This window comes from Frateuria sp. YIM B11624, from assembly GCF_049727805.1.
Classification (GTDB): Bacteria; Pseudomonadota; Gammaproteobacteria; order Xanthomonadales; family Rhodanobacteraceae; genus Frateuria_A.
The window spans coordinates 20,838-46,326 of sequence record NZ_JBCNYA010000007.1; the positions used below are offsets into that span (position 1 = coordinate 20,838).

A 25,489-nucleotide genomic window follows, 5' to 3' on the forward strand; every position below is an offset into this window, starting at 1 on the left:
ACTGTCTCCGCTAGCGGCCGGGTGGATTTCAGGCTTCCTCGAGCGCCTCTTCGGAGGCGGGAGTGCCCTTGCCGCTGCTGACCAGCAGGCGCGCGCGCAGCTGCTGGTCGATCTCGTTGGCGATGGCCGGGTTGTCCTTGAGGAACTGGCGCACGTTCTCCTTGCCCTGGCCGATGCGGTCGCCGTTGTAGCTGTACCAGGCGCCGGACTTGTCGATCAGGTTCTCCTTCACGCCCAGCTCGATGATCTCGCCCTCGCGCGAGGAGCCCTCGCCGTAGAGGATCTCGAACTCAGCCTGGCGAAACGGCGGCGCGACCTTGTTCTTGACGACCTTGACGCGGGTTTCCGAACCGATCACCTCGTCGCCCTTCTTGACCGCGCCGATGCGGCGGATGTCCAGGCGCACCGAGGCGTAGAACTTCAGCGCGTTGCCGCCGGTGGTGGTCTCGGGGCTGCCGAACATCACGCCGATCTTCATGCGGATCTGGTTGATGAAGATCACCAGGCAGTTGGACTTCTTGATGTTGGCGGTGAGCTTGCGCAGCGCCTGGCTCATCAGGCGGGCGTGCAGGCCGACGTGCGAATCGCCCATCTCGCCCTCGATTTCGGCCTTGGGCGTGAGAGCGGCGACCGAGTCGACCACCACCACGTCCACCGCGCCGGAGCGCACCAGCATGTCGGCGATTTCCAGCGCCTGCTCGCCGGTGTCCGGCTGGCTGACCAGCAGGTCGGCGACGTTGACGCCCAGCTTCTCGGCGTAGGTCGGGTCGAGCGCGTGCTCGGCGTCGACGAACGCCGCGGTGCCGCCGTTCTTCTGGCAGTTGGCGATGACCTGCAGGGTCAGGGTGGTCTTGCCGGAGGATTCCGGACCGTAGATTTCGATCACGCGCCCGCGCGGCAGGCCGCCGACACCCAGCGCGATGTCCAGGCCGAGCGAGCCGGTCGAAACCGTGTCGATGGCGTCGTCGGTGCGGTCGCCAAGGCGCATCACCGCGCCCTTGCCGAACTGCTTCTCGATCTGGCCAAGGGCGGAGGCCAGCGCCTTGCGCTTGTTGTCATCCATCGTGGGGATCCTGCGGTGGTGTGGCTTGGAATGGACGCAGCATGCCCGGTTGGAATCTCACCGGCTGCGATAGTCTGCGAAGGCCTTGATTATCCCACACCCGTCAACCCCCGCCGCCAGCGCGGGGCGCGTCGCTACGTCAGCGCTTTCCGCACGCCGTTGAGCGCCGCGGCCACGCTCTGGCGGCGGATCGCCTCACGGTCGCCGTCAAAATGGAACAGCCGCGCGTGGGCGTAGCCGCCGCGGCGCTTCCAGCCGATCCACACGGTGCCGACCGGCTTGTCCGGCGTGCCGCCGCTGGGTCCGGCAATGCCGGTGACCGCCACGGCGACGCCCGCGCCGTAGCGCGCCATCGCGCCGGACACCATCTCCAGCACGGTCTCCTCGCTGACCGCGCCAGCGTGCTCGAGCGTGCGTGGATTGACGCCCAGCAACGCCTCCTTCGCCTCGTAGCTGTACACCACGACGCCGGCGTCGAACCAGGCCGAACTGCCGGGCTGGTCGGTGAGCGTCTTGGCGATCCAGCCACCGGTGCAGGACTCGGCGGTGACCAGCATCAGCTTGTGCTGCTGCAGGTCGAGGGCGACCTCGGCAGCCAGCGTGGAAAGCTCGGCATCGGTGGGGACGGACGGGGGCACGGCGGGCTTCCGAATGCAAAGGCTCCTTCTAACCGCTCGGGCATGTGCCGGCAAGGAGCCCTGCATGCCGGACGCTTCCGTAAGCGCGACCCACCGTGCGAAGGAGCGGCCGGCAGACCACGCGCGAGGCGCGCCCCTGCAGCGCATTGCGCCCTTGCCCACTTTCCGGGCATGGAGCGACGGCCCACGCCATGTACACTCCGAACCCTCCCGGCGCGACCCAGGTCGCCGGCGACCGTCCGACATTCCTCGCCGCATGAACCTCAACGATTCCGCCTCGCACACTCCCTTCATGCGCCAGTACCTGGCGCACAAGGCCGAGCACCCGGACGTGCTGCTGTTCTTCCGCATGGGCGACTTCTACGAGCTGTTCTACGACGACGCCCGCAAGGCGGCGCGGCTGCTCGACATCACGCTGACCCAGCGCGGCCAGTCCGCCGGCGCGCCGATCCCGATGGCCGGCGTGCCCTACCATGCGGTGGAGAACTACCTGGCGCGCCTGGTGAAGCTCGGCGAGTCGGTGGCGATCTGCGAGCAGATCGGCGATCCGGCCACCTCCAAGGGCCCGGTCGAGCGCAAGGTGGTGCGCATCGTCACGCCCGGCACGGTGACCGACGCGGCGCTGCTGGAAGAGCGGCGCGATAACCTGCTGCTGTCGATCCACGCCGGCGCGCACGGCGCCTTCGGCTTGGCCTGGGTGGACCTCTCCTCCGGCCGTTTCCTGCTCAGCGAAGTGCCCAGCGCCGAGGCGCTGGCCGCGGAACTCGCGCGGCTGCAGCCGGCCGAGACGCTGGTCGGCGAGGACGGCGGCTGGCCGAAGCTGGTCACCGCCCTGCCCGGCCTGCGCAAGCGTCCGCCGTGGCATTACGACCTCGATGCGGCGCGGCGCGAGCTCAACCGTTTCTTCGGCACGCGCGACCTGTCCGGCTTCGGCGTGGACGGCCTGCCGCTGGCCATCGCCGCTGCCGGCTGTCTGCTCGGCTACGTCGAGGAAACCCAGAAGAGCGCCCTGCCGCACGTGACCGGCATGGCGATCGAGAACGCCGGCGAGACCATCGCGCTGGACGCGGCCACCCGGCGCAACCTGGAACTGGACACGCACCCGAGCGGACGCAACGAATACACCCTGCTCGGCGTGCTGGACGAGACGGTCACGCCGATGGGCGCGCGCCTGCTGCGCCGCTGGCTCAACCGTCCGCTGCGCGCGCGCGACACGCTGCGCCTGCGCCACCAGGCGATCGCCACGCTGATCGAGGCACGCGCCTACGAGCCGCTGCGCGAGAAGCTGCGCGGCATCGGCGACCTGGAGCGCATCCTGGCCCGCGTGGCCTTGTGCTCGGCGCGTCCGCGCGACCTGTCGACGCTTCGCGATGGCCTCGCCGCCGCGCCGATGCTGCGCGACCAGTTGGCTGCGCTGGACAGCCCGCTGCTGCACACGCTGGTCGCACGCATCGGCGACCACATCGACACCACCGCGCTGCTGCAGCGCGCGATCGTCCCGCAGCCGCCGGTGCTGCAGCGCGATGGCGGCGTCATCGCCGAAGGCTACGACGCCGAGCTGGACGAGCTGCGCCGCCTCTCGACCAACGCCGACCAGTTCCTGGTCGAGCTGGAAGAACGCGAGAAGGCCGCCAGCGGCATCCCGACGCTCAAGGTCGGCTACAACCGCGTGCACGGCTACTACATCGAGATCACCCGCGCGCAGGCCGACAAGGCGCCCACGCACTACACGCGCCGGCAGACCACCAAGAACGCCGAGCGCTACATCACCGAAGAGCTCAAGGCGTTCGAGGACAAGGTGCTTTCGGCGCGCGAACGCTCGCTGATGCGCGAGCGCTCGCTCTACGAAAGCCTGCTCGCCACGCTGATCGAGCGCCTGGGCCCGCTCAAGGACGCCGCCGCCGCCATCACCGAGCTGGACGTGCTGGCCGACCTGGCGGAACGCGCCGAAACGCTGGACTGGCGCGCGCCCGACCTCACCGACGCGGCCGGCATCTGCATCGAGCGCGGCCGCCACCCGGTGGTGGAGAAGGTGCGCGAGGAGCCGTTCGAACCGAACGACCTCGACCTCAGCGACAGTCGCCGCATGCTGGTGATCACCGGCCCGAACATGGGCGGCAAGAGCACCTACATGCGCCAGAACGCGCTGATCGTGCTGCTCGCCCACATCGGCAGCTACGTGCCGGCGGCGCGCGCCTGCATCGGCCCGGTCGACCGCATCTTCACCCGCATCGGCGCCGGCGACGACCTCTCGCGCGGCCAGTCGACCTTCATGGTGGAGATGAGCGAGACGGCCAACATCCTGCACAACGCCACCGAACGCAGCCTGGTGCTGATGGACGAGGTCGGCCGCGGCACCAGCACCTACGATGGCCTGGCGCTCGCGCGCGCCGCCGCGGTGCACCTGGCCACGGCCAGCCGCGCGTTCACGCTGTTCGCCACGCACTACTTCGAGCTGACCGAACTGGCCGGCGAATACCCGGGCATCGCCAACGTGCATCTGGACGCGGTCGAGTACGGCGAGCAACTGGTCTTCATGCACGCGGTCAAGGAAGGCCCGGCCAACCGCAGCTTCGGCCTGCAGGTGGCGGCGTTGGCCGGCCTGCCGAAGTCGGTGATCGCCGACGCGCGGCGCACGCTGGCCGAGCTGGAGCGCGGCATGCACGGACATGCGGCGGCGCCGGCTCCGGCGGCCGAGACCTCACCGCAACTGGGCCTGTTCGCGCCGCCAGGGCCTTCCGCGGCGGAGCGGGCGCTGCAGGATGTCGATCCGGACGCACTCGCGCCGCGCGAAGCGCTGGATGTGCTCTATCGCCTCAAAGCCCTGCTTTGAAGCGATAGGACGAGGATCGGGGCGAACCGCGGCGCGGAGATGCTCGTGAGCTTCCGGACAGTCCCGACGGGTCTGTTCAGGCCACGGCCGACAGCGGCGCAGGGAACGGCTCGCGCCACCCCGGCAGCGCCATCATCCGCTCGTGCCAGCGCACGACGTTGGGGAAATCCTCGATCGGGAGGCCAATGTCCCCGGCCCAGGGCAGCAGTACGCCGACGCTGAAGTCGGCGACGCTGAGCTTGTCGCCGACGAGGAAATCGCGGGTGGCCAGGTGTGCATCCAGCACCTCCGCGAATTTCCTGAAGAAGCCGCTCGCCTCCTGCACGGCGGAAGGGTCGGGTTCGCCACGGCCGATACGGGGCTTGATCACGTGCTCGAAATAGAGCGTGGCGCCGTGACGCGAGAAGTGCGTGAGATCCCAGGCGAGCCAGCGAAGGACTTCGACCTGGTCCGCCGCATCCGAAGGCCACAGGTCGGAACCGGCCTTCACCGCCAGGTGGACCATGATCGCCGTGCTCTCCCAAAGCACCAGGTCGCCGTCGATCAACACCGGCACCTTGCCGTTCGGATTCTTCGAAAGGAACTCCGGCGTGCGGTTCTCGGCCTTGAACAGATCCACCGGGACGAACTCCACCGGCGAGCCAAGATACTTGGCCAGGGCACAGACCTTGCGCGGGTTCATCGTCTCTGCGTAGTAGAGCTTCATGTCGTTGCCTCCATGGAAGAAGGGGCGATCGCCCCAAGGGAACGACCCGAGTCTGCCTACCCACTACATATGTTCAAGAACATATTTTGTTGCGGTTGTAGGCTCGGCCCCTCCGTTCCGCCGACGCAGGCCACCGCCATGCCCTACACCGCCGAACACAAGCGAAGCACGCGGGCGCGCATCGTCGAAAGCGCGCGCGAACTCTTCAACCGCAAAGGGTTCGTGGACGTGTCCATCGACGAGATCATGGCGCGCGCCGGGCTCACCCGCGGCGGCTTCTACAACCACTTCAAGGCCAAGGAAGACCTGTTCGTCGAAGCGGTCATGCAGTACATGCATTTCGATCCGGGCACGCGCTGGAAAAGCCTGGACTTCGATCGAACCCGCCGGGGCAAGGCACGCGCCCGCCAGATGGTGGACGCCTATCTCTCGCAGGCGCATCTGGACGACGTGGAAGGCCACTGCCCGCTGATCGCGCTTCCCTCGGACGTGGCGCGCGCCACCCCACGCGTCAAGCAGGCGTACGGACGCTTGCTCGAAACCATGGCCGGCATCTTCGCCAGCAGCCTGCCGGATGAGGCGGGCGACGCGCGCCGCCGGGGGCTTGCCCTGGCCGCGCTGTGCGTGGGCGGCATGGTGCTTGCGCGGACGATCGAGGACGAACCCTTGCGTCGCGAGGTCCGCGAAGCGGCGCACGGCACCGCGCTCGAGCTGGTCGATCGGCGATCGGCCCGCGGGACACGCCGCGGCAAGCCTACGACTGCTCGTCCTTGAACTTCATGATCTGCCGGCGCGCCTGCTTGTCCGGCCGCGTCGGCGGACGCAGCAGGCCGGCGGCGCCGAGCTTGCGCTGCGCCCGCGCCGCCTCGCGGGCGGCCAGGCTCTCCTCGGTTTCGCGGTAGAGCGCCTGCGCGACGCTCGCCGGTCCACGCTGCTCGGACAGGGCCAGCACCACGACCTCGAAGCGCTCCTCGCCACGGCCGATCTGCAGCCGGTCGCCGACGTGCACCGCCTTCGACGGCTTGCAGCCGGCATCGTTGAGATCGACCTTGCCGCCGTCGATCGCCTGTTTGGCCAGGCTGCGCGTCTTGAAGAAGCGCGCGGCCCACAGCCACACGTCGGCGCGCACGCTCGCCAGGGGTTCGGTTTCCGCCACGTTCGACCTCAATGCAGCAGCAGGCTGCCCAGCGGCACGCTGAGCAGGGAGAGCACGATGCCCGCACCCAGGATGGTGTTGGCCAGCGGCGGATCCAAGCCGTACTCGTCGGCGAGGATGGTCGCCGACACCATCGGCGCCATCGCCGCCTGCAGCACGCCCACGCTCAGCACCAATCCGCCGACGCCGGCAGCGACGCCGAGCACCCAGCACGCCAGCGGCGCCAGCAGCAGCTTCCAGCCCAGTCCCAGGCCCGCCGCGGCCAACTGCCGCTCGCCCGGGTGGAAGCGGAACTGCAGGCCGACCGAGAACAGCGCCAACGGCGTCAGCGTGGCGCCCAGCGGCGCGAACACCGCGTCGAGCACCGGCGGCCAACCGCCCAGCACGCCCGCGGCGATGCCCACCAGCAACGCGACGAATGCCGGGAAGGTGGCGATGCGCCGCACGATCACCGCCGGTTCCGGTGCGCGTCCGGCGTACAGGCAGGCCACCACGATGCCGACCGAGGCCAGTACCGGGAACGCCCCCAACTGGTCCGCCACCACCGCGAGCGTCAGCCCGGGCTGGCCATACAGCGCCTGCATCAGCGGATAGCCCATGAAGGACGTGTTGCCCAGCCCGCAGACCAGGATCACCGCACCCGTGCGTCCGCGCGACCAGCCCAGCCGCGGCCCCAGCAGGGCGAACAGCAGCCACGCGCCGCCGAAGGTGAGCCACATGGCCACCACCGGAAACCACAGTTGCGGGTCGAAGCGCAGCTTCGGGATCAACTCCAGCACCAGCGCCGGCAGCGCGACGTTGATCACCCACCAGTTGAGCCCCGCGGCCATTCCCGCCGGCGGTCGCGCCAGCCGCGCGACCAGCGCGCCCAGCACCAGGCAGGTGAACAGCAACAGCAGCGCGCCCATCGAAATCCGGTCCGGCCAAAGGGCGCATAGCATGCCGGAATCGCGGTGAGACCGTAGGGTGGGCTTCAGCCCACCGGCTTTCGCCATCACCAGAGCACCGGGGTTTCGCTATCACCAGAACGGTGCGCTGAAGCCCACCCTACGTCATCCGGCGATAATCCCTGGATGACCGCCAACGAACACCGCGTCCACGGCCTCGATGCCACGGACGTCCATCCCGACTGGCCCCCGCTCACCACAGCGGAGGTCGCGGCCTTGCTCACGCGCTACCCGTCGCTGGCGCCGGCCGGCGCCATCCGCTGGCACAGTCCGCGCCCGCTTTCGGCCGCCGCGCTGGTCGACACGACGGCCGGAAGCGTGTTCGTCAAACGCCACCACCGCCGCGTGCGCACGGCGGCCACGCTGGCGCAGGAGCATGCCTTCATGGCCTGGTTGCGCCAGGCGGGCGTGCCGGTGCCGGCTGTACTGGCCGATGCGACGGGAAACACTGCCGTCGCGCTCGGCGACTGGACCTACGAGGTGCACGCGCCCGCCGCCGGCATCGATCTCTACCGCGAGACGACGTCCTGGACACCGCTGCCCGACCTCGCGCACGCGCATGCTGCCGGCGCCATGCTCGCGAGCCTGCACGAAGCGGCGGAAGGCTATACGGCCGAACAGCGCGACACCCAACTGCTGGTCGCACGCAGCGAGCTGGTCGAGGCGTCCGATCCGCTGGACACGCTCGCCGCACAACTGCCCACACGTCCGGGCCTGGCGCGCTATCTGGAACAGCGCGACTGGCGCAGCGAACTGGGCGCCACCTTCGCGCCCTTCCACTCCCGCCTGCATGCGCGACTGGCGACGCAGCCGCGGCTCTGGACGCACGGCGACTGGCACGTCTCCAACCTCTGCTGGAGCGGCGCCGGACCGCAGGCGTCCATCACCGCCGTGCTCGATTTCGGACTGGCGGCACGCACCTTCGCGTTGTTCGACCTCGCCACCGCGATCGAGCGCAACGCGATCGCCTGGCTGGCGCTCGACAGCGACGACGCGGCCCATCCCGACACCGCGCGCGCGCTGGTCGACGGCTATCGCGCGCAGCGTCCGCTGGACAGTACGCAGATCCACCTGCTGGCCGACCTGCTGCCGCTGGTGCACGTCGACTTCGCGCTGTCGGAAGTGGAGTACTTCAGCGCCGTGACGCGCTCGCCGCAGAACGCGGATGTGGCCTACCACACCTTCCTGCGCGGGCATGCCGCGTGGTTCGGCACGCCGGCAGGGCAGGCGCTGTTCGAGGCCATCCGTGCGCTCGCCTGATGGACCCACGCCGACGACAGGATTCGGCGGGACGCTCCCATCGGACGTCCATTCCGTGCTTCAATAGCGGTCTTGAAGCGGGGGTGCCCGGCCGAACGGCCAGGCTGAGAGAGTCCCTTGGAACCTGATCCGGTTTGTACCGGCGTAGGGAGCTTGATAAGCAGTCGCGCGTCCGTCCGGGCGTGCGCCTGGCCGTCGCTTCGTTCGTGTCCTTTGCCGACGAGTCGACGATGAAACTTCCCCGCACGCCCCTGCTGCTCGCCCTTCTCGCTGCGCTGGCCCCGGCCGCGCACACCGCCGACCTGCCCGACGCCACCCAGGCCAAGGAACTCGCGCCCGTGCGCGTGGAGGGCCAGACGCACGGCGACCGCCACGGCACCGCCATCGACGCCTACGGCAACGCCTCGCTGCACGACACGCCGGCCGCCGTCACGGTGATCGCGCGCCAGCAGCTCGACGACCACCACATCCGCAGCCTGAGCGAACTGGCGCGCGAGGACGCTTCGCTCGGCGACAACTATGCCCCGGTCGGCTACTACCAGGACATCGCCATCCGTGGCTATCCACTCGATCTCGCCACCGGCCTGCGCTTCAACAACCTCACCATTGCCGGCGAGCAGCGCATCGCGCTGGAGGACAAGCAGCAGGTGGAAGTGCTCAAGGGCCTGGCCGGCCTGCAGGCGGGCGTGATGGAACCCGGCGGCGTGGTGAACTTCGTCAGCAAGCGCCCGGCCGACGTGCGTGAGATGACGCTGGGCACCGACTCGCAAGGCTCGCGCTACGGCGCGCTGGACGTCGGCGGCCGGCTCACGCCGGACTTCGGCGTGCGCGCCAACCTGGCCTGGGAAGACACCCACGCCTACGTGCAGCACGCCGACGGCCGGCGCAATTTCTATGCACTGGCGGCCGACTGGCACGTCACGCCCGACGCCACGCTGGAGCTGGACACCAACTACCAGGCCAGCGCGCAGCGCTCGGTGTCCGGCTACCAGTTGCTCGGCGGCGACACGCTGCCCGAACACGCCGATCCGACCCGCATGCTCGGCTTCGAGCCGTGGCAGCAGCCGGTCTCGATCCATTCGGCCAACACCAGCGCACGCTTCAACTACGCCTTCAGCGACGCCTGGCGCCTGCGCCTGGCCGCCGGCCACAGCCGCAGCGTGATCGACGACAACGTGGCCTTCGCCTACGGCTGCTTCTATTCGCCGGCCTGCGCCAGCGGCGAGCCGGGCAACTACTTCGCGCCCAACGGCGACTACGACGTCTACGACTACCGCAGCCCTGACGACGTGCGCATCGACGACGAGGCGCGCGCCACGCTGGAGGGCCATGTCGACACCGGCATGGTGAGCCACCAGCTCACCCTGGGCGCGAGCGCCTTCCGCCGCCTCAACGACCAGCGCCAGGATGTGTACGACTACGTCGGCACCGCCAACATCGCCGACCGCGACCCGCCGTACTTCGCGCCCTCGCCCAACCAGCCCGGCCCGTCCGTGCGCCGCCTGACCAGCTGGCAACGCTCGCTGTTCGCGCTGGACCGCCTGCACCTGGGCGAGCAGTGGCAACTGGTCGCCGGCGGCCGCTTCGTGCGGCTGCACGAGCGCGCCTACGACGGCGACGGCGCGCCCGAGCGCGACACGCGCCTCGCCAAGGCGCTGCCGCAGGCCGCCGTGCTGTGGCAGCCGAACGAAGCGCTGACCACCTATCTGAGCTACAGCAAGGGGCTCTCGCTCGGCATGGAGGCGCCGTACTGGACCAGCAACGACGGCCAGATGCTGGCACCGCGCCTGTCGCGCCAGATCGAAGCCGGCATGAAGTACGCCGCGGGCGACGCGCTCGATCTTTCCGCGGCGCTGTTCCGCATTCGCCAGCCCTACCAGTTCGCGCAGCCGGACGACTCCGCTGCCGGCTTCACCTTCGTGCAGCACGGCGAGGAGGTGCACGCCGGGCTGGAACTGGGCGCGCACGGCCGCCTGGGCGACAACCTCAGGCTCACTGCCAGCGCCAGTTTCCTGCGCGCCCGTGCGCAGGACACCGGAACCGCATCCTACGAAGGCCACCAGGTCGTCAACGTGCCGCGCGTGCGCGCCGCGCTGTACGCCGACTACCGCCTGCCGTTCGCGCCGCAGCTCAGCCTGCTCGGCGGCTGGCGCTACGCCTCGCCGAACGTCGCCACGCCGGACGGCCGCGTGCGCGTGGCCGCCTACAATGTGTTCGATGCCGGCCTGCGCTACACCACCGACGTCCGCGGCCACGCGTTCACCGCACGGCTGTCGGTCGACAACCTCTTCAACCGGTTCTACTGGCGCGACACGGGCAGCGCGTTCGGCGACAGCTACCTGTTCCCCGGCGCGCCACGGCTGGCGCGGCTGTCCGTGAGCTACGCGTTCTGATGGACGCCGTCGAACTCGCCGGTGCGTTGCTGAGCGCGTGGGCCGTCTGGCTCACCGCGCGGCGGCGCCCGTGGTGCTGGCCGGTGGGCTTCGCCTCGGTGCTGGTCTACGGCTGGATTTTCATCCACGCGAAGCTGTATTCGGATGCGCTGCTGCAGGCCGCCTTCGCCGTGCTGATCGTGTACGGCTGGCTGCGCTGGCTCAGCCACCTCGACGCCGACGGCCGCGTGCAGATCGCCACGCTGCCGGCGGGCCAGCTCGTCGCCCACTTGCTGATCGGCGCCGCCGGTGCATTGGCGCTCGGCTACGCCATGCATCGCTGGACCGACGCCGCCCTGCCCTGGCTCGACGCCGCGCTCACCGCCTTCAGCCTGGTCGCGCAGTGGTGGCAGGGCCGCCGCCACATCGCCGCGTGGTGGCTGTGGATCGTGGTCGACGTGATCTATGTGGGCGAGTACGTCTATAAGGGCCTGTCGATCACGGCCGTGCTCTACGCCGGTTTCGTGGCGCTGGCCGCCATGGGATTGCGGCAGTGGCAGCGCGCGGAGCATCCGTTGGAGGCCAGGCCCGCTGCCGGCTGACGTCGGCGCCATTCACAATGCCACGATGCCTCTGCTAGATTCCGCCGGCCGGCATGGGGCCGGCGTTTCTGTTTTCTGTGCATGGACGCCAGGGAAGCCCCGGTCGGTCCTGCATGCGGGAATGGATGTTCGATCAACAGGGGGAAACATGATTCGCAAGCTGATCGCGGCCGCCGCGCTCGTGGGTGTTCTGGGGATGAGCGGCTGCGCAAGCGTGCCGATGGCGGACAAGAGCACCGATGCGCAGGCCAAGCAGTTCCAGCCGGCGCCGGACAAGGCCAAGGTCTACGTCTACCGTAACGAGGTCATGGGCGCGGCGGTCAAGATGCCGGTGCTCATCGACAACCAGTCGGTCGGCGACACCACGTCCAAGACCTACATCGAGAAGGACCTGCAGCCTGGTCCGCACACGATCACGTCCAAGACCGAGAAGGACTCCACCATCACCATCGACATGCTGGCCGGCAAGATCTACTACGTCTGGCAGGAAGTGAAGATGGGCATGTTTGCGGCGCGTTCGCAGCTGCACGAGGTCGACGAGGCCAAGGGCCAGGCGGGCGTGCGGGAATCCAAGCTCATCAAGTGACGGGCGCTGCGGGTATACGGGAAGGGCGGCTTCGGCCGCCTTTTCTTTTGGTCGCCACCACGCGCCACGCCGCTCGGGTTTTCGCCGCCAGCGTTCCGGCGTTAGGGTGTGCATCCCACGCACGGAAGGAATCGATCATGACCAAATCGCTGCCCGCCGCCTCCGCGGCGCTGATGCTCACCATGTTGTCCACTCCGACCGTGGCCGCCTGTGGATCGACCACCGCCACGAGCCGTCCGGAGGAGGTCGTGCAGGCGCAGGTGGTCGCGTACAACGCGCACGACGCCGATGCGTTTGCAGACTGCTACGCGGACGATGCCCGCCTGGCCGGGCTCACGGGCAAGCGCCCGCCGATCGAGGGCAAGGCGGCGATCAGGCGCGCCTACGCGTCCCTGTTTGCCGGGGAACCCAAGGGGTTCGGCGTGGACATCCTCAAGCGCACCGTCAGCGGCGCCATCGTGGTCGATCTGGAACGCACGCACGGCTTGCCGGCGGGTAAGCAGCTTCCCGACAGCTTCGCCGTCTACGAGGTGCGCGACGGCAGGATCGCCAACGTGTGGTTTCCACCGGCCTCCCGGTAGGAAGCCTCAGCTGGCGCCGGTCTCGCCATCGGACGTACGCCATGGCCGCGCGTCCTGGCGCACGGCCATGGGATCGAAAAAATCCGACGGCAACGGGAACCGCCCGATCCATCCATGACGGGCGCCCGACAGTACGCGCAGCATCTGTCCGCGCGCGCCGCTTCCGCCCCCCCTGTTGCAGCGAGCCTATCGCGCCTGTTCGTATCGACCATCGCGCGCGGGCCAGCCGCCGCGCGCTCCCTATGCCGTCACCGTGGCCTCGCCGCGCAGCGCGTCACGCTTCAGCCAGAAAACCACCGCCACGACCACCATCACCAGCGGCAGCACGAAGCCGAATTCGTCGATGGCGTAGGGCGTGATGGTCCCGCGCGGCGCGGTGATCGGGGTGAAGAAGGCCTGGATGAACAGGTTGTGGCTGGCGTGCATCACCGCGCAGGGCCACAGGCTGCCCGATCGCAAGCGCAACCAGGTCATCAGTACGCTGCTGGAGAGCACCAGCACGACGAAGCACGGCATCGCGAACCACCACGGTGTGCCGGCGTTGTAGTCGGCGAACAGCAGGATCGGCAAATGCCAGGCCGCCCAGATCGCGCCGGTGACCAGCGCGCCGCCGGTGAAGCCCAGCCGCGCCACCAGCGCGGGCGCGAGGAAGCCGCGCCAGCCGATCTCCTCGCCCAGCGCGGTGGACAGGCTGCGCACCATGCCCACGCTGCCGAGCAGCACCAGGTACACCGCCGTGTTCAACCACGCCGGTGCACCGCCGAAGCCGAGCGCCTGGCCGATCTTGCCGAGGAACTGCGGATTGCCGAAGCCGCCCAGCCCGGTGCCCCACACGATCGCATAGGCCACCGCGGCGTAGCCCAGCGGCACCAGGTAGGCCAGCCACGGCCAGCGCCAGGCGCCCCAGCGCCAACCGAGCCGGCCCGGTCCCTCGCCGCGCAGCCGGCAGGTCAGCAGCGCCGCGATGCCGGGGCACCACATCAGCCCGGTCACGTACATGCCCATCGCCCCGCCGAGATGGCCGGTGGCGATGACCAATGCGTAGAACACGCAACTCAAGCCGAACGTGAGCAGCAGGAACAGGCCGATGCCCGAGGATGATCCGGTGCGCGCCATGGCTTTCCCTTCCCCGTGATGGAGGGCCATGCATAAGCCAGCGTGCCGAACCGCGCAAGTGCGGCGACAGCGCCACCACTGGACGGATGCCTAGCCGTCCAGTTCCACCAGCCGCGGTATCACCTCGCGACCGTCGACGACCAGCTCGCCCACGCAGATCGGCAACTTGAACCGACGCCGCCCGGCGCTGCCGGGATTGACGTACAGCACGCCCGCGCGCTCCTCCACCAGCGGACGGTGCGAATGCCCGGAAACCACCACGTTCACGCCGGCCGCGGCCGGATCGATCGCCAGTTGCTTGAGATCGTGCAGCACGTACAGCCGCACGCCGGCGAGTTCCGTCCGTGCCGTCTCCGGCAGGTCCTCCAGCACGGCTCCGCGGTCGTTGTTGCCGCGCACGGCGATGACCGGAGCGATCGACGCGAGCGCTTCGAGGATCGCCGCATCGCCGACGTCGCCCGCATGGATGATGCGGGCACAGCCCTGCAGGAAGTCCGCCGCCGCGGGGCGCAGCAGGCCGTGGGTGTCGGAGATCAGGCCAATGCGGAGCATCGTCTCGAACGTCTCGCGGCAAGCGGCCCGACAGGCCGGAGAGGACACGCTAACGCACCCGCCGCGTCCGCGCCGTCATTCCCGTCCCCATGGACCCGTCCGCTGTCCGCGCCTGTCCGGATACGGCGCCCCACCGTCCGCGGACAGTGCTCCACGGCGGACGTGGTGGCGCGGAAACCGCATCACAGCGCGCTTTTAAACGTTGGCACGCGTTGTGCCATCCAATCCTCGAAAGCTTCCTTCCACCGCACGGAGAACCGCCATGAAATTCGAAACCGTCCTGCTGCACAGCGTCTTTGCCGCCTGCCTGCTGCTTTGCGTGGCCGTGATGGGCGCCATGCTCGTCCTGCCGACCCCGACGGCGCTTGCCGCCAACCAGGCGCACGCCGCCAACGTGGTGAACGCGGAAGGCTGAGCCCCCTCACCGGGGCCTCGGCCCCGAGGGCGGGATCATGGGCATGGCGCATCCCTATACTTGCGCCCCATGGCTTCGCCCCTGCACCTGCTCCGCCGCGCCACGCACGAACCGATTCGCCGCTGGGTGCTGGGCGCCTTCCCGCGCGACCCCGGCGGCACGCTGGACTACGACCGTCCCCTCGGTGACCCGGGCCTGTTCGGACCGGACAGCGTGACCTGGCGCATCCACGCCGACTTTCCCGGCATGCTCGCCGGCGGCCTGGCCGCATTGATGATGCAGACGCTGCACCCGCTGGCTCTGGCCGGCGTCTGGGACCACTCCAACTTCCGCGGCGACCTGGTCGGCCGGCTGCGCCGCACCACCACCTTCGTCGGCGCGACTACCTACGCGCCGCACGCGGCGGCGCAGCGCCTGATCGAACACGTGCGCCACGTCCACGACTTCGTGCGCGGCACCGGCGAGGACGGCACGCCGTACTCCGCCGACGACCCGGCACTGCTGACCTGGGTCCACGTCACCGAGGCGCACAGCTTCCTGGCCGGCTATCGCCGCTTCGCGCATCGCGACGTGCCGCGGGACATCGCCGACCGCTACTACGACGAAGTGCGGCGCATCGCCGAGGCGCTCGGTGCGCGCGACGTGCCCGCATCGGAAGCGGACGTGGCCGCCTATTTCGCCAGCGTGCGGCCGCAGTTGGCCTATACCGACCGCTCGCGCGAGGTGCTGCGCATCCTCGCCGGCGTGCGCCTGCCCGTCCCGCTCGCCGGCCTTTCCCGCGACGTCTTCCTCAACGCCGGCATCGCCCTGCTGCCCCGCTGGGCCAGCGACCTGTTGCGCCATACGCCACGGCAGCGCCAGCAGGCGCGACTGGCCGCGCGCGTGTTGTGGTCGATGGCGCCGGCGTTCCGCGCCGCGCTGCAGGAAGCCGGCGTGGTCAGCCGGTCGTGCCGGCGCGTGGGCGTGGCGCCGGAAGCCATGCGGCACTGGCCGCCCGCTTCCTCCTGACGCCTGGCGTCGTCACCACGGGATCTCGCCGCGAAAGGCGATCACCGCGTCGCCGCCGATACGCACGGCGGTCGGCGCCAGGCGGGTCGGATCGACGGCCACCTCCACCCGCACGCGCCCGGGCCGGCCCATGGCCTCGCCCTGCTGGATCCAACCGGAAAGGCCCGGCTGCAGCAGCGCCCGCGGCACTAGCCGGTGCTGCACAAGGTAGGCGCCAAGCGGCCCGTTGGCGTTCCCGGTCGCCGGGTCTTCGGCGATGCCGATCGCCGGGGCGAACATGCGCGCATGCGCGAGCGTGTCCGGGGCCGGATCGGCCAGGGTGAACGCGTGGTAGCCGTTGCAGCCGATCGTCCGGCTGAGCGCGGCCAGTGCGGCGAGGTCGGGCGCGAGCGAATCCAGCCGCGCGCGATCGCACAGCGGGACCATCACCTTGGAATGACCGGTGGAAACGATCTGGACGGGACCGGGGCCGAGGTCGCCGTCGTCCAGGTGCAGTGCGGCCAGCAGCGCGCGGCGCTGCCCATCCGCCAGCACCGCGCCGAAAGACGGCTCGCGCTGGTGCATCCAGATCCGGAAGTCGCCCGGTCCGGCTGGCTCGACATCGATTGCCAGCACGCCAGCGCCCGTGAGCTGGCGCACCCGACCCGACACGGCCGTGCCCTCGATGGCGCGCACGTAGTGGGAGGCGATCGTCGCGTGGCCGCACACCGGCACCTCGATGGTGGGCGTGAAGAAGCGCACATGGACGTCGTGGTCGGGGCCACGCGGCGGCAGGATGAACGCGGTCTCGGAGTTGTTGAGCTCGCGCGCGATCGCCTGCATCTGCGCCTCGTCCAGCCCGGCGGCATCCGGTACGACGCCCGCCGGGTTACCGCTGAAGCGGGTGCGCGTGAAGGCGTCGACCTGGTAGATCCGGTAGCTGTGCGGCATGAGGGTCTCGTGCGCGAATGGCTGCGTCAGTCCGCGATGGATCGCGGCAAGCTCCGCCGCCTTCGCTTCGCGATGCCTGGGAGATGGTTCCGGCTTACGCCTGACGGTTCCCGTCGAGCACTTCCGCCGCAACGCCCAAGGCGTTGTTCACCGCAGCGCCGCCGGCGTAGAAAAGCGTCTGCAGGATCGTCTCGACGATCTGCTCGCGCGAGCAGCCCGCGGCCACCGCGGCCTCGATGTGGGCTCGCAACTGCGGCAATGCATGGCCCAGCGTGACGCAACTGGAAATCACCACCAGCTCGCGCGTCGCCAGGTCCAGTCCGGGCCGGTCGAGTACGCCGGCGAACGCCCACTGCATCGTCATGGTCAGGAAATCCGGGCAGATGTGCGCCCGCGATTCGGCCAACTGCTCGCCGCTGTGTTCGCCGTGCAGCTGCTTGAACAGCGCCAGGCCCCGTGCGTAGGTTTCATCCCTGTCGAGAAGAGAGTGCGTCATGTCGAGCCTCGCGACCATTCACCGCGGCATTGCGGACGAACGGATCGTGGGCCGATGGTGGCCTCGGAAAAATATCTGTTCGGTGGTCTCACTCCACACCGCGGGTGGTCAATCGCCTGACCGGACCCAGCGGCGGATCGCCATCCGCGGCTCCGCCCCTGTCCATGCCTCGCCGACGCTGGCAAAAAGAAGCCCGCCGGGCGGCGGGCTCCTGGGTGGCCTGGAACGAAACGCTTACCCCAGCAGCACCCGGTTCATCCGCTGCACGAAGCCGGCGGGATCGGGCAGCTGCGCGCCGGCGGCGATCTCGGCCTGGTCGAGCAACAGCGTCGCCAGGTCGCGGGCCTTGCCCTCGTCGCCTTCCGTCTCTACGCGCTGGACCAGCGGATGCGCCGGGTTGATCTCCAGCGTCGGCCTGGATTCGGGCATGTCGTGGCCGGCTTCGCGCAGCAGGCGGGCCAGGTGCGGAGCCATCTCGTAGTCGGAGAGGGCTAGGCACGAGGGGCTGTCGGTGAGGCGCGCGGAGACCTTGACGTCGCCGACGCGGTCGCCGAGCAGTTCCTTCAGCTTCTCGAGCAGCGGTCCGGCGGCCTTGGTGGCTTCTTCCTGCTTGCGCTTGTCCGCTTCGTCCAGCGGGACGTCGCCCTTGGCGACGCTCTTCAGCGGCTTGCCGTCGTATTCGTTGAGGCTGCCGAGCATCCATTCGTCGATGCGGTCGGACATCAGCAGCACTTCGATGTCCCTGGCCTTGAAGGCCTCGAGTTGCGGGCTGCCGGCGGCGGCGGCGTAGCTGTCGGCGGTGACGTACCAGATGGCGTCCTGGCCGACCTTCATGCGGCCGATGTAGTCGTCGAAGCCGACCGTCTGGCCGGCACCCTCGCCCTTGGTCGAGGCGTAGCGAAGCAACCTGGCGATGCGCTCGCGGTTGTTGGCGTCCTCGACGATGCCTTCCTTGAGCGTGTTGCCGAAGGCCTTGTAGAAGGTCGCGAACTTCTCCGGCTCGTCCTTGGACAGTTTTTCGATCAGGTCGAGCACGCGCTTGACGCAGGCGCCCTTGATGCGGTCGAGCTGGCGGTTGTGCTGCAGGATCTCGCGGCTGACATTGAGCGGCAGGTCGTCGGCGTCGACCACGCCGCGCACGAAGCGCAGGTAGTTCGGCAGCAGCTCCTCGGCCGCGTCCATGATGAAGACGCGCTTGATGTAGAGCTTCAGGCCCTTGCGCTCGTCGCGGCCGCCCATCATCAGGTCGAACGGCGGCTGCGCGGGGAGGTAGAGCAGCGTGGTGAAGCTCTGGCTGCCCTCGACGCGGTTGTGGGTCCAGGCCAGCGGATCGTTGAAGTCGTGGCCGAGCGACTTGTAGAAACTGACGTAGTCCTCGTCGCTGATCTCGCTCTTGGGACGGGTCCACAGGGCGCCGGCGTCGTTGACGGTTTCCCACTCGTCGGTCGGCTTGCCTTCGGCTTCCTTCGGCATGCGGATCGGGAAGGCAACGTGGTCGGAGTACTTGCGAATCAGCGAGGAAAGCTGCCAACGCTTGAGGAATTCATCCTCGTCGGCCTTCAGGTGCAGGATCACGGTGGTGCCACGCTCGCCGAGCTCGACCTGGTCCAGCGAATACTCGCCCTTGCCGTCGCTCTCCCACTTCACGCCCTCGGCGTTCGGCGCGCCGGCGCGTCGGGTGAGCACGGTGACCTTGTCGGCCACCACGAAGGCCGAGTAGAAGCCCACGCCGAACTGGCCGATCAGGCGCGCGTCGGCCTTTTGCTCGCCGCTCATCGCCTCGAGGAAACGGCGCGTGCCCGAGCTGGCGATCGTCCCGATATTCGCGACCACCTCGTCGCGGCTCATGCCGATGCCGTTGTCGCGCACGGTGACGGTGCGCGCCTGCTCGTCCCAGCTCACGTCGATGTGCAGTTCGCCCTCGCCGGCAAGCAGTTCGGGATGGGCGATCGATTCGAAGCGAAGCTTGTCGCAGGCGTCGGAGGCGTTGGAGACGAGCTCGCGCAGGAAGATTTCCTTGTGCGAGTACAGCGAGTGGGTGACCAGGTGCAGCACCTGGGCGACTTCGGCTTCGAATTTGCGGGTTTCGGTGGATGCGTTCATGCGTGGAGATTCCGTGGCTTGCGTGTGGCTTCGAATCGATGAGGCGTCATTCCCGCTTTCGCGGAAATGACGCCGGTCTACTGGAGTGGGTGTTCAGCCCTTAGCGCGCCGCCTGCAGCGCGGCGATGCGCTCGTCCAGCGGTGGGTGGCTCATGAACAGGCGCTGCAGGCCGGCGGCCATGTGGCCGGAAATGCCGAACGCGGCCATCGCCTTGGGCAGCGTGGTTTCGCCATGGTCGCCCTTGAGCCGCTGCAGCGCGGAGATCATCGAGCCGCGGCCGGCCAGTTGCGCGCCGGCGCGGTCGGCGCGGAACTCGCGCCAGCGCGAGAAGGCCGCCACGATCATCGAGGCGAACAGGCCGAACACCACCTGCAGCACCATCACGGTGACGAAGTAGCCGATGCCGCTGCCGCCGCGATTGTCGCGGCCGCCCGAAAGCCAGCTGTCGACCACGCTGCCGACCACGCGCGCGGCCAGGATCACCAGCGTGTTGAGTACGCCCTGGATCAGCGTCAGCGTGACCATGTCGCCATTGGCGACGTGGCCGATCTCATGGCCGAGCACGGCCGACACCTGCTCGCGGTCCATCTGCTGCAGCAGGCCGGAGCTGACCGCCACCAGCGAGCTGTTCTTCGTCATGCCGGTGGCGAAGGCGTTCATCTCGGGGGCGTCGTAGATCGCCACCTCGGGCATGCCGATGCCGGCGTTCTGCGCATGGCGGCGCACGGTATCGACCAGCCAGCGCTCGGCCTCGGTCTGCGGCTGCGTGATCACGCGGGCGCCGGCGGAGTACTTGGCGATGGTCTTGGACATCGCCAGCGAAATGAACGCGCCGCCCATGCCGAAAACGGCGGCATAGACCAGCATGCCGGTCATGCCGCCGTAGCCGCGGACGGCGGCCCACTGGTCGATGCCGAACAGGCGGCAGACGATGCTCAGCAGCAGGAGGACGGCGATGTTGGTGGCAAGAAAAAGGGCGATTCGACGCACGGCTGTCTCGTTTGGCAGTCATGGAAAGAAAAGCGGCTCACGCCGCGAGGCTGAGACTCGGGGCGAAGTGCAATAGTTTCAAGAGGCGCGCCGGGCGCCGCCGGCACGCGGGCAGCGCTCAGCGGGCGGGCGACGCCGGTGGCGGCGCGGCCGTCAACGCGGCCAGGTCGGCCAGGCCGAAGGCCTGCTCGACGGTACCGATGCGCTGCACCGCATCCTCGAAGCCGTCGTGGCCGAACATGCGCTTTTCCAGCGCTTCGAATTGCTCGGACAACGTGCTGTAGCGGGCGGGCGTCAGGGTGCGTTTCCAGGCGGGAAAGACCACCGTGTCCTCGATCGCCGTGTGGTGCTGGTACATGCGCACCATGCCCTCCAGCACATCGGCCAGCGGCCCCATGCGCGAACGGTCGACGGCCGTCCCGGCGCTGGCCGCCAGGACGTAGTCGGTGATCTGGCGTCCGCGCCGATGTTGCGTGGCCAGGGTGCGGCAGATCGCCGCTGGCTCGCCGCCAGCCGCGACCACGGCAGGAAACACGTGCTGCTCTTCCAGGGCGCGCTCGTGGTAGTCCTCGCCGAAACGACGGAACAACTCGGCCGCGCGGTGCAACGCGTCGGCCGGGATCGCTTGTCCGCGCCTGAGCTGATCGGCCGCCTGCGCGTAGACCAGCAGTGCGCGGCGCAATACGCCGTGTTCGCGCATCAGGTCCTCTACGGCGAGCACGTCGGTGGACTTTTCCTCATCCGCCAGTACGGCCAGCGGCATCGCGGCCGCCAGGCTGCCGAACGCGGCACGGCCGATCCAGCGGCGGCGGCTCGCGTCGGCCACCTCGGCGGCGACGGGGCCGGCCGGGAACGCGGGATGGGCCGGCGGGCGCATGTTCAGCGCCAGGCCGCTTCGCTGCGCTGCTCGAAGTGCTCGTAGGCGGTGATCAGGCCGCCCAGCACTTCGGCCGAGGTCTCGAACAGCGCCTGCGCCTTGGGATCGGAAACCTTCGGCACGTCCTGCCGGACGTGGTCCATGGCTTCGCGCAGCATGCCCTTGATCTTGCGGGTGTGTTCACGCGGGTCGTCGTGGCCCTGGGTGGTATCGGTCATGGTGTGCTCCTGGCAGTCGCCGGCCCGGTGCGGGAGGGTCGATGGTCGCGCCGGCTCCGTTGCCGGCGGGTGAACCGGCGCCGGCACACTTAGAATCCCTCGCATGACCTATCGCGGCCGCTTCGCCCCCTCCCCCACCGGCCTGCTGCACTTCGGCTCGCTGGTGGCCGCGGTGGGAAGCTGGCTGTGCGCGCGGCATGCGGGTGGGCAGTGGCTGCTGCGGGTGGAGGACATCGACCCGCCGCGCGAGGTGGCCGGCTCGGCGCAGGCGATCCTGGCCGCGCTGCCCGCCTTCGGGCTGGTGGCCGACGGGCCGGCGCTGTTCCAGTCGCAGCGGCGTGCCACCTACGACGTGGCGTTCGAGCGCCTGCGCGCAGCCGACCTGGTGTTCCCCTGCTGGTGCAGCCGGGCGCAGCTCGCGGCCGAGGACGGCATCCACCGGAATGGACGCTGCGTGGCGTCGCCCGATCCAGAACGCCCGCCGGCGTGGCGGATGCGCGTGCCGGACGTGGTGGTGGCCTTCGACGATGCGCTGCAGGGTCCGCAGCGGCAGAACCTGCGCGAGGTCGCCGGCGATTTCGTGATCCGCCGCGTGGAAGGTTATTACGCCTACCAGTTGGCCTGCGTGGTCGACGACGCCTTCCAGGGCATCACCGAGGTGGTGCGCGGCACCGACCTGCTCGATTCCACCCCGCGGCAGATCTGGCTGCAGCGCTGCCTGGGCCTGCCCACGCCCGCCTACCGCCACCTGCCGCTGGCGCTGGACGCAGAGGGACGCAAGCTGTCCAAGTCCGCGCAGGCGCATCCGGTGGATCCGGCCGATCCGCTGCCGGCGCTGCGGCGGGCGCTGGCCTTCCTGGACGTCCAGACGTCCGCGGCGACAGGCGATGCGCCGGCCCTGCTCGCTTCGGCGTTGGAGCGCTTCGATCCTGCCCGCCTGCCGCGGCTTGCGGCGCGCGCGGTGTAGAAACGCCACGGCAAACGGCTGCGACGCCGGCACAGCAGTTGTCACGAAGTTGGGGTATACATGCAGGACGCGCCGGCATCGGCGGCGCCTTCACGGGAAGCTCAGGCAATGAACCCACGCACCGCACTGGTGACCGGCGGCACGGGCGGCATCGGCACCGCGATCGTCCGCTACCTCGCACGCCAGGGGCACCGGGTTGCCACCAACTACCGCGACGAGGCCAGGGCGCAGGCCTGGCACGCGCGCATGGCCGCCGAGGGCATCGACGTCTGCATGGTACCCGGCGACGTGGCCGACCCGGCCTCGGCCGAGGCGATGATCCGCGCGATGGAACAGCAGTGCGGCCCTGTCGACATCCTGGTCAACAACGCCGGCATCACCCGCGACACCACGTTCCACAAGATGGACTACCAGCAGTGGACCGACGTGGTGAACACCAACCTCAACGCCTGCTTCAACGTCACCCGCCCGGTGATCGAAGGCATGCGCGCGCGCCGCTGGGGCCGTATCGTGCAGATCAGCTCCATCAACGGCCAGAAGGGCCAGTACGGCCAGGCCAACTACGCGGCCGCCAAGGCCGGCATGCACGGCTTCACCATCTCGCTGGCGCAGGAGAACGCGAAGTTCGGCATCACGGTGAACACCGTCTCGCCCGGCTACGTGGCCACCGACATGGTGATGGCGGTGCCCGAGGAAGTACGCGACAAGATCGTGGCGCAGATCCCGATCGGGCGCCTGGGCAAGCCGGAGGAAATCGCGCATGCGGTGGCGTTCTTCACCACCGACGAGGCGAGCTGGATCACCGGGGCGAACCTGGCGATCAACGGCGGCCACTACATGGGCTGGTAGGCCCGCTCAATCCTCGCGCGTGCCGGTCGCCACGCGGGCGCCGTGCTCGTAGACCGCGACGCGGGCAGCCCGGCCATCCGCGCGCGTTCCGCCCTCGAACTCGAACTGCAGGTCGCGCTCCTGGGCAGCGAAACGATCGGCCGACAGCGGCCGCAGCGTCACCGACAGGGGCCCGGCGACCAGCCGCAGGTGGTCGCCCTCGGCCGTCACGGTCAGATTGCCGGATGGCGTCGTGCGGTAGCGGCCGATGCAGCGTTTCGCCTGTTCCCGCGTCAGCACTTCGTGGCTGGCCGGCGGCACGTACGCCACCGGCGCGTGGTCATAACTGACGATGCGGCGCATGCGCCATTGGCCGCCGGTCCATTGCCAGATCGCGGCGAACTCGGCCTGGCCATCCACGTAGGGCGCCTGTCCGTCCTTTTCGACCACGAAGCGATGCCTGCCGGTGAGCAGCGCGAATCCGCCCGCCAGCGGATGGAAGGTTACCGACCCGGGCACCGCCTCGCGCCGCAGGTGCATGGACGGATCGGCACAGGGCCCCTTGCGCAGGGAGTCCAGCACGCCTTGGCGGGTCACCGTCAGCCCGGTCTTGTCGTGGTAGAACTCCACGTCCTCGGTGAGCAGCGGCGCCATCGCCTGCAGGTCGCAGGCATTGAAGGTGCGCCAGTATTGCGCGTCGGCGGCCAGCACGGCCTGCCGGGTCGCGTCGCCGGCAGACTGCGGGCCATCGGCGCCAAGCGCCACGCACGAGAGGAAGGCCAGGGCAAGGCAGAGTGGGAGGCGCAGGCGCACGGGCAGGGTCCGGTCACGTGTAGGGGCCATTGGACGCCGCCGGCCTCCGGCACGCACGGCCCGCAAGTCATGCCTGGCCGGGATCTGCCGATCGGCGTGCCGGCGGCTCCAGCAGCTTCTCCAGCACCTTCCCCACCGCCGCGAAGGCGAACGCGCCGGTGATGTGCGTGGCCGCCCCCAGCCCACCGCCGCAGGCCAGGTTGAGCGAATCGCCGCCGGGCGGACGCAGGCCGCACACGCTGCCATCCGGCTGCGGGTACTGCACGTTCTGCAGCGAGTAGACCGCCGACACGCCGAAGTAGCGGTCCGGGTTGCGCGGGAAGTTGAAATCCTGCCGGAGCTTCTTGCGGATCAGACTGAACATCGCGTCGTGCTCGGTGCGCGACAGGTCGCGCACGCGGATCTGCGTAGGATCCGTGCGCCCGCCCGCCGACCCCACCGTGACCATCGGCAGCTTGCGCCGGCGGCACCAGGCGATCGCCTCGAGCTTGACGCGGAAGGCGTCGCAGGCATCCAGCACGACGTCGTAGCCGCGGTCCAGCAGTTCGTCCAGCGTGGCGGTGGTGAGGAAGCGTTCCACCGCCTCCAGCCGGATGCGCGGGTTGATCGCGTGCGCGCGCTCGGCCATCACGCCGACCTTGGGCTTGCCCCACTGGCCGTCCAGCGCGTGCAACTGGCGGTTGGTGTTGGACAGGCACACCTCGTCGGCGTCGATCAGCGTCAGCCGCCCCACGCCGCTGCGCGCCAATGCCTCCACCGCCCAGGAGCCGACCCCGCCGATGCCGATCACGCAGACGTGCGCGTCCATCAGCCGTTCGATCGTGCCGCGCCCGTAGAGGCGCTCGACGCCCTCGAAACGTTCGACCGGATAGTGCGGCCCGCTCATGCGGCCTGCCCGGGGGCGGGGTGGATGCTGCCTGCCATCGCGTGCGGTTTCCTACGCGGAAAACTCCATTTTACGGCTACGAAAGCCGTCGGCGCTTCGGTATTCTGGCCCTTCACTACTTCAAGGGCGGTCCACCATGAATGCACGCTCCGCACTTCTGATCCTGCTCGGCCTGGTCATCGGCGTCCTCGGCACCGTGTTCGCGATGAAGGCGCTGGGCGACCGCAACCCCATGCCGCACGCGGTGATGACCGTGATGGGCCATCACATGGGCGCGCTGGGCCAGGCGGTCAAGACCCAGCAGTGCGATGCCGCGCAGGCCAACGACCACCTTCTGCGCCTGCAGTCGACCGCGGGCGACATCGCCGCCGCGTTCCCGGGTGCCGAGCAGGATTTCCTCGACCACGCCGGCCGCCTGCGTACCGCACTGCAGGACGCCGTACAGGCGCACCCGACCGACTGCGCCGCGCTCGCCAAGGCGGTCAAGCCGGTGAACGACGCCTGCAAGTCCTGCCACCAGCAATACCGCTGACGCACGACTCCAC

At 69.4% G+C, this 25,489-nt stretch carries 27 protein-coding genes and 1 riboswitch; of the genes, 12 read left to right on the plus strand and 15 right to left on the minus strand.

All coding sequences use genetic code 11. From position 1 onward, the window contains the following. Positions 1 to 28: 28 nt before the first annotated feature. Both recA and AAIL17_RS04980 read right to left on the minus strand, forming a co-directional pair. Complete coding sequence (gene recA, locus AAIL17_RS04975) at positions 29 to 1,063, minus strand: recombinase RecA (protein ID WP_424681716.1); 1,035 nt, start codon at positions 1,061 to 1,063, stop codon at positions 29 to 31. A 134-nt stretch (positions 1,064 to 1,197) separates the two neighbouring features. Next, a complete protein-coding gene (locus AAIL17_RS04980) occupies positions 1,198 to 1,701 on the minus strand; it encodes a CinA family protein (protein WP_424681717.1) in 504 nt (167 codons plus the stop codon). A gap of 256 nt (positions 1,702 to 1,957) precedes the next feature. Here AAIL17_RS04980 and mutS point away from each other — a divergent pair, with 256 nt between their 5' ends. Continuing rightward, positions 1,958 to 4,534: a DNA mismatch repair protein MutS gene (gene mutS, locus AAIL17_RS04985; protein WP_424681718.1), complete on the plus strand. Its 2,577-nt coding sequence runs from the start codon at positions 1,958 to 1,960 to the stop codon at positions 4,532 to 4,534. Between the two features lie 76 nt (positions 4,535 to 4,610). On the opposite strand, the gene AAIL17_RS04990 is transcribed toward mutS, so the two are convergent. Continuing rightward, positions 4,611 to 5,240, minus strand: coding sequence for a glutathione S-transferase family protein (locus AAIL17_RS04990; protein ID WP_424681719.1), 630 nt, complete (start codon positions 5,238 to 5,240; stop codon positions 4,611 to 4,613). Positions 5,241 to 5,378: 138 nt separating this feature from the next. Here AAIL17_RS04990 and AAIL17_RS04995 point away from each other — a divergent pair, with 138 nt between their 5' ends. After that, positions 5,379 to 6,014, plus strand: coding sequence for a TetR/AcrR family transcriptional regulator (locus AAIL17_RS04995; protein WP_424681720.1), 636 nt, complete (start codon positions 5,379 to 5,381; stop codon positions 6,012 to 6,014). Here AAIL17_RS04995 and AAIL17_RS05000 read toward each other — a convergent pair. Further along, positions 5,995 to 6,396 carry an RNA-binding S4 domain-containing protein gene (locus AAIL17_RS05000; RefSeq protein ID WP_424681721.1) on the minus strand — a complete coding sequence of 134 codons (402 nt, stop codon included), beginning with the start codon at positions 6,394 to 6,396 and terminating at the stop codon, positions 5,995 to 5,997. The two genes, AAIL17_RS04995 and AAIL17_RS05000, sit on opposite strands and share 20 nt — an antisense overlap. Before the next feature lie 8 nt (positions 6,397 to 6,404). After that, a complete protein-coding gene (locus AAIL17_RS05005) occupies positions 6,405 to 7,304 on the minus strand; it encodes an AEC family transporter (protein ID WP_424681722.1) in 900 nt (299 codons plus the stop codon). A gap of 165 nt (positions 7,305 to 7,469) precedes the next feature. Between AAIL17_RS05005 and AAIL17_RS05010 the strand changes: the two genes are divergently transcribed. From AAIL17_RS05010 to AAIL17_RS05030, 5 genes are all read left to right on the plus strand, one after another. Next, a complete protein-coding gene (locus AAIL17_RS05010) occupies positions 7,470 to 8,603 on the plus strand; it encodes a phosphotransferase enzyme family protein (RefSeq protein WP_424681723.1) in 1,134 nt (377 codons plus the stop codon). Between the two features lie 69 nt (positions 8,604 to 8,672). Further along, a riboswitch (TPP riboswitch) is annotated at positions 8,673 to 8,771 on the plus strand. A gap of 62 nt (positions 8,772 to 8,833) precedes the next feature. After that, positions 8,834 to 10,996, plus strand: a complete 2,163-nt coding sequence (locus AAIL17_RS05015) for a TonB-dependent siderophore receptor (RefSeq protein ID WP_424681724.1) — start codon at positions 8,834 to 8,836, stop codon at positions 10,994 to 10,996. Continuing rightward, a complete protein-coding gene (gene pnuC, locus AAIL17_RS05020) occupies positions 10,996 to 11,577 on the plus strand; it encodes a nicotinamide riboside transporter PnuC (protein ID WP_424681725.1) in 582 nt (193 codons plus the stop codon). The genes AAIL17_RS05015 and pnuC overlap by 1 nt, the downstream gene beginning before the upstream one ends. Before the next feature lie 148 nt (positions 11,578 to 11,725). Beyond that, entirely contained in the window at positions 11,726 to 12,163 is a 438-nt protein-coding gene (locus tag AAIL17_RS05025; protein WP_424681726.1) for a DUF2846 domain-containing protein, read from the plus strand. 137 nt (positions 12,164 to 12,300) lie between these two features. Beyond that, the gene (locus AAIL17_RS05030; protein WP_424681727.1) at positions 12,301 to 12,744 is read left to right on the plus strand and encodes an SgcJ/EcaC family oxidoreductase; all 444 of its coding nucleotides are present in this window, start codon (positions 12,301 to 12,303) and stop codon (positions 12,742 to 12,744) included. A gap of 240 nt (positions 12,745 to 12,984) precedes the next feature. On the opposite strand, the gene AAIL17_RS05035 is transcribed toward AAIL17_RS05030, so the two are convergent. Next, on the minus strand, positions 12,985 to 13,860 hold the full coding sequence (locus AAIL17_RS05035; RefSeq protein WP_424681728.1) for a type II CAAX prenyl endopeptidase Rce1 family protein: 876 nt from the start codon (positions 13,858 to 13,860) through the stop codon (positions 12,985 to 12,987). A 90-nt stretch (positions 13,861 to 13,950) separates the two neighbouring features. Next, positions 13,951 to 14,412 carry a metallophosphoesterase family protein gene (locus AAIL17_RS05040; protein ID WP_424681729.1) on the minus strand — a complete coding sequence of 154 codons (462 nt, stop codon included), beginning with the start codon at positions 14,410 to 14,412 and terminating at the stop codon, positions 13,951 to 13,953. A gap of 262 nt (positions 14,413 to 14,674) precedes the next feature. On the opposite strand from AAIL17_RS05040, the gene AAIL17_RS05045 reads away from it, so the two are divergent. Together AAIL17_RS05045 and AAIL17_RS05050 are read left to right on the plus strand one after the other, a co-directional pair. Continuing rightward, on the plus strand, positions 14,675 to 14,827 hold the full coding sequence (locus tag AAIL17_RS05045) for a hypothetical protein (RefSeq protein WP_424681730.1): 153 nt from the start codon (positions 14,675 to 14,677) through the stop codon (positions 14,825 to 14,827). Between the two features lie 69 nt (positions 14,828 to 14,896). Next, positions 14,897 to 15,835, plus strand: a complete 939-nt coding sequence (locus AAIL17_RS05050; RefSeq protein WP_424681731.1) for an oxygenase MpaB family protein — start codon at positions 14,897 to 14,899, stop codon at positions 15,833 to 15,835. 12 nt (positions 15,836 to 15,847) lie between these two features. Here the strand turns inward: AAIL17_RS05050 and AAIL17_RS05055 are convergent, their stop codons facing one another. The 6 genes from AAIL17_RS05055 to AAIL17_RS05080 all read right to left on the minus strand — a co-directional run bounded on the left by AAIL17_RS05055 (position 15,848) and on the right by AAIL17_RS05080 (position 21,450). Further along, a complete protein-coding gene (locus tag AAIL17_RS05055) occupies positions 15,848 to 16,765 on the minus strand; it encodes a PhzF family phenazine biosynthesis isomerase (RefSeq protein ID WP_424681732.1) in 918 nt (305 codons plus the stop codon). Between the two features lie 94 nt (positions 16,766 to 16,859). After that, the gene (locus tag AAIL17_RS05060; RefSeq protein ID WP_424681733.1) at positions 16,860 to 17,261 is read right to left on the minus strand and encodes a carboxymuconolactone decarboxylase family protein; all 402 of its coding nucleotides are present in this window, start codon (positions 17,259 to 17,261) and stop codon (positions 16,860 to 16,862) included. Between the two features lie 234 nt (positions 17,262 to 17,495). Beyond that, the gene (htpG, locus tag AAIL17_RS05065) at positions 17,496 to 19,364 is read right to left on the minus strand and encodes a molecular chaperone HtpG (RefSeq protein WP_424681734.1); all 1,869 of its coding nucleotides are present in this window, start codon (positions 19,362 to 19,364) and stop codon (positions 17,496 to 17,498) included. Positions 19,365 to 19,464: 100 nt separating this feature from the next. Further along, positions 19,465 to 20,355, minus strand: a complete 891-nt coding sequence (htpX, locus tag AAIL17_RS05070; RefSeq protein WP_424681735.1) for a protease HtpX — start codon at positions 20,353 to 20,355, stop codon at positions 19,465 to 19,467. A 118-nt stretch (positions 20,356 to 20,473) separates the two neighbouring features. Next, a complete protein-coding gene (locus AAIL17_RS05075) occupies positions 20,474 to 21,232 on the minus strand; it encodes a hemerythrin domain-containing protein (RefSeq protein ID WP_424681736.1) in 759 nt (252 codons plus the stop codon). A gap of 2 nt (positions 21,233 to 21,234) precedes the next feature. After that, positions 21,235 to 21,450, minus strand: coding sequence for a hypothetical protein (locus AAIL17_RS05080; protein WP_424681737.1), 216 nt, complete (start codon positions 21,448 to 21,450; stop codon positions 21,235 to 21,237). A gap of 103 nt (positions 21,451 to 21,553) precedes the next feature. Between AAIL17_RS05080 and gluQRS the strand changes: the two genes are divergently transcribed. Further along, positions 21,554 to 22,417, plus strand: coding sequence for a tRNA glutamyl-Q(34) synthetase GluQRS (gene gluQRS, locus AAIL17_RS05085; protein WP_424681738.1), 864 nt, complete (start codon positions 21,554 to 21,556; stop codon positions 22,415 to 22,417). A 108-nt stretch (positions 22,418 to 22,525) separates the two neighbouring features. Further along, the gene (gene phbB / locus AAIL17_RS05090) at positions 22,526 to 23,266 is read left to right on the plus strand and encodes an acetoacetyl-CoA reductase (RefSeq protein ID WP_424681739.1); all 741 of its coding nucleotides are present in this window, start codon (positions 22,526 to 22,528) and stop codon (positions 23,264 to 23,266) included. Between the two features lie 6 nt (positions 23,267 to 23,272). On the opposite strand, the gene AAIL17_RS05095 is transcribed toward phbB, so the two are convergent. Beyond that, complete coding sequence (locus AAIL17_RS05095; protein ID WP_424681740.1) at positions 23,273 to 24,058, minus strand: DUF4440 domain-containing protein; 786 nt, start codon at positions 24,056 to 24,058, stop codon at positions 23,273 to 23,275. A gap of 67 nt (positions 24,059 to 24,125) precedes the next feature. Further along, complete coding sequence (locus AAIL17_RS05100; RefSeq protein WP_424681741.1) at positions 24,126 to 24,944, minus strand: tRNA threonylcarbamoyladenosine dehydratase; 819 nt, start codon at positions 24,942 to 24,944, stop codon at positions 24,126 to 24,128. Positions 24,945 to 25,080: 136 nt separating this feature from the next. Between AAIL17_RS05100 and AAIL17_RS05105 the strand changes: the two genes are divergently transcribed. Continuing rightward, positions 25,081 to 25,476, plus strand: coding sequence for a cytochrome c (locus AAIL17_RS05105; RefSeq protein ID WP_424681742.1), 396 nt, complete (start codon positions 25,081 to 25,083; stop codon positions 25,474 to 25,476). Positions 25,477 to 25,489: the final 13 nt, after the last annotated feature.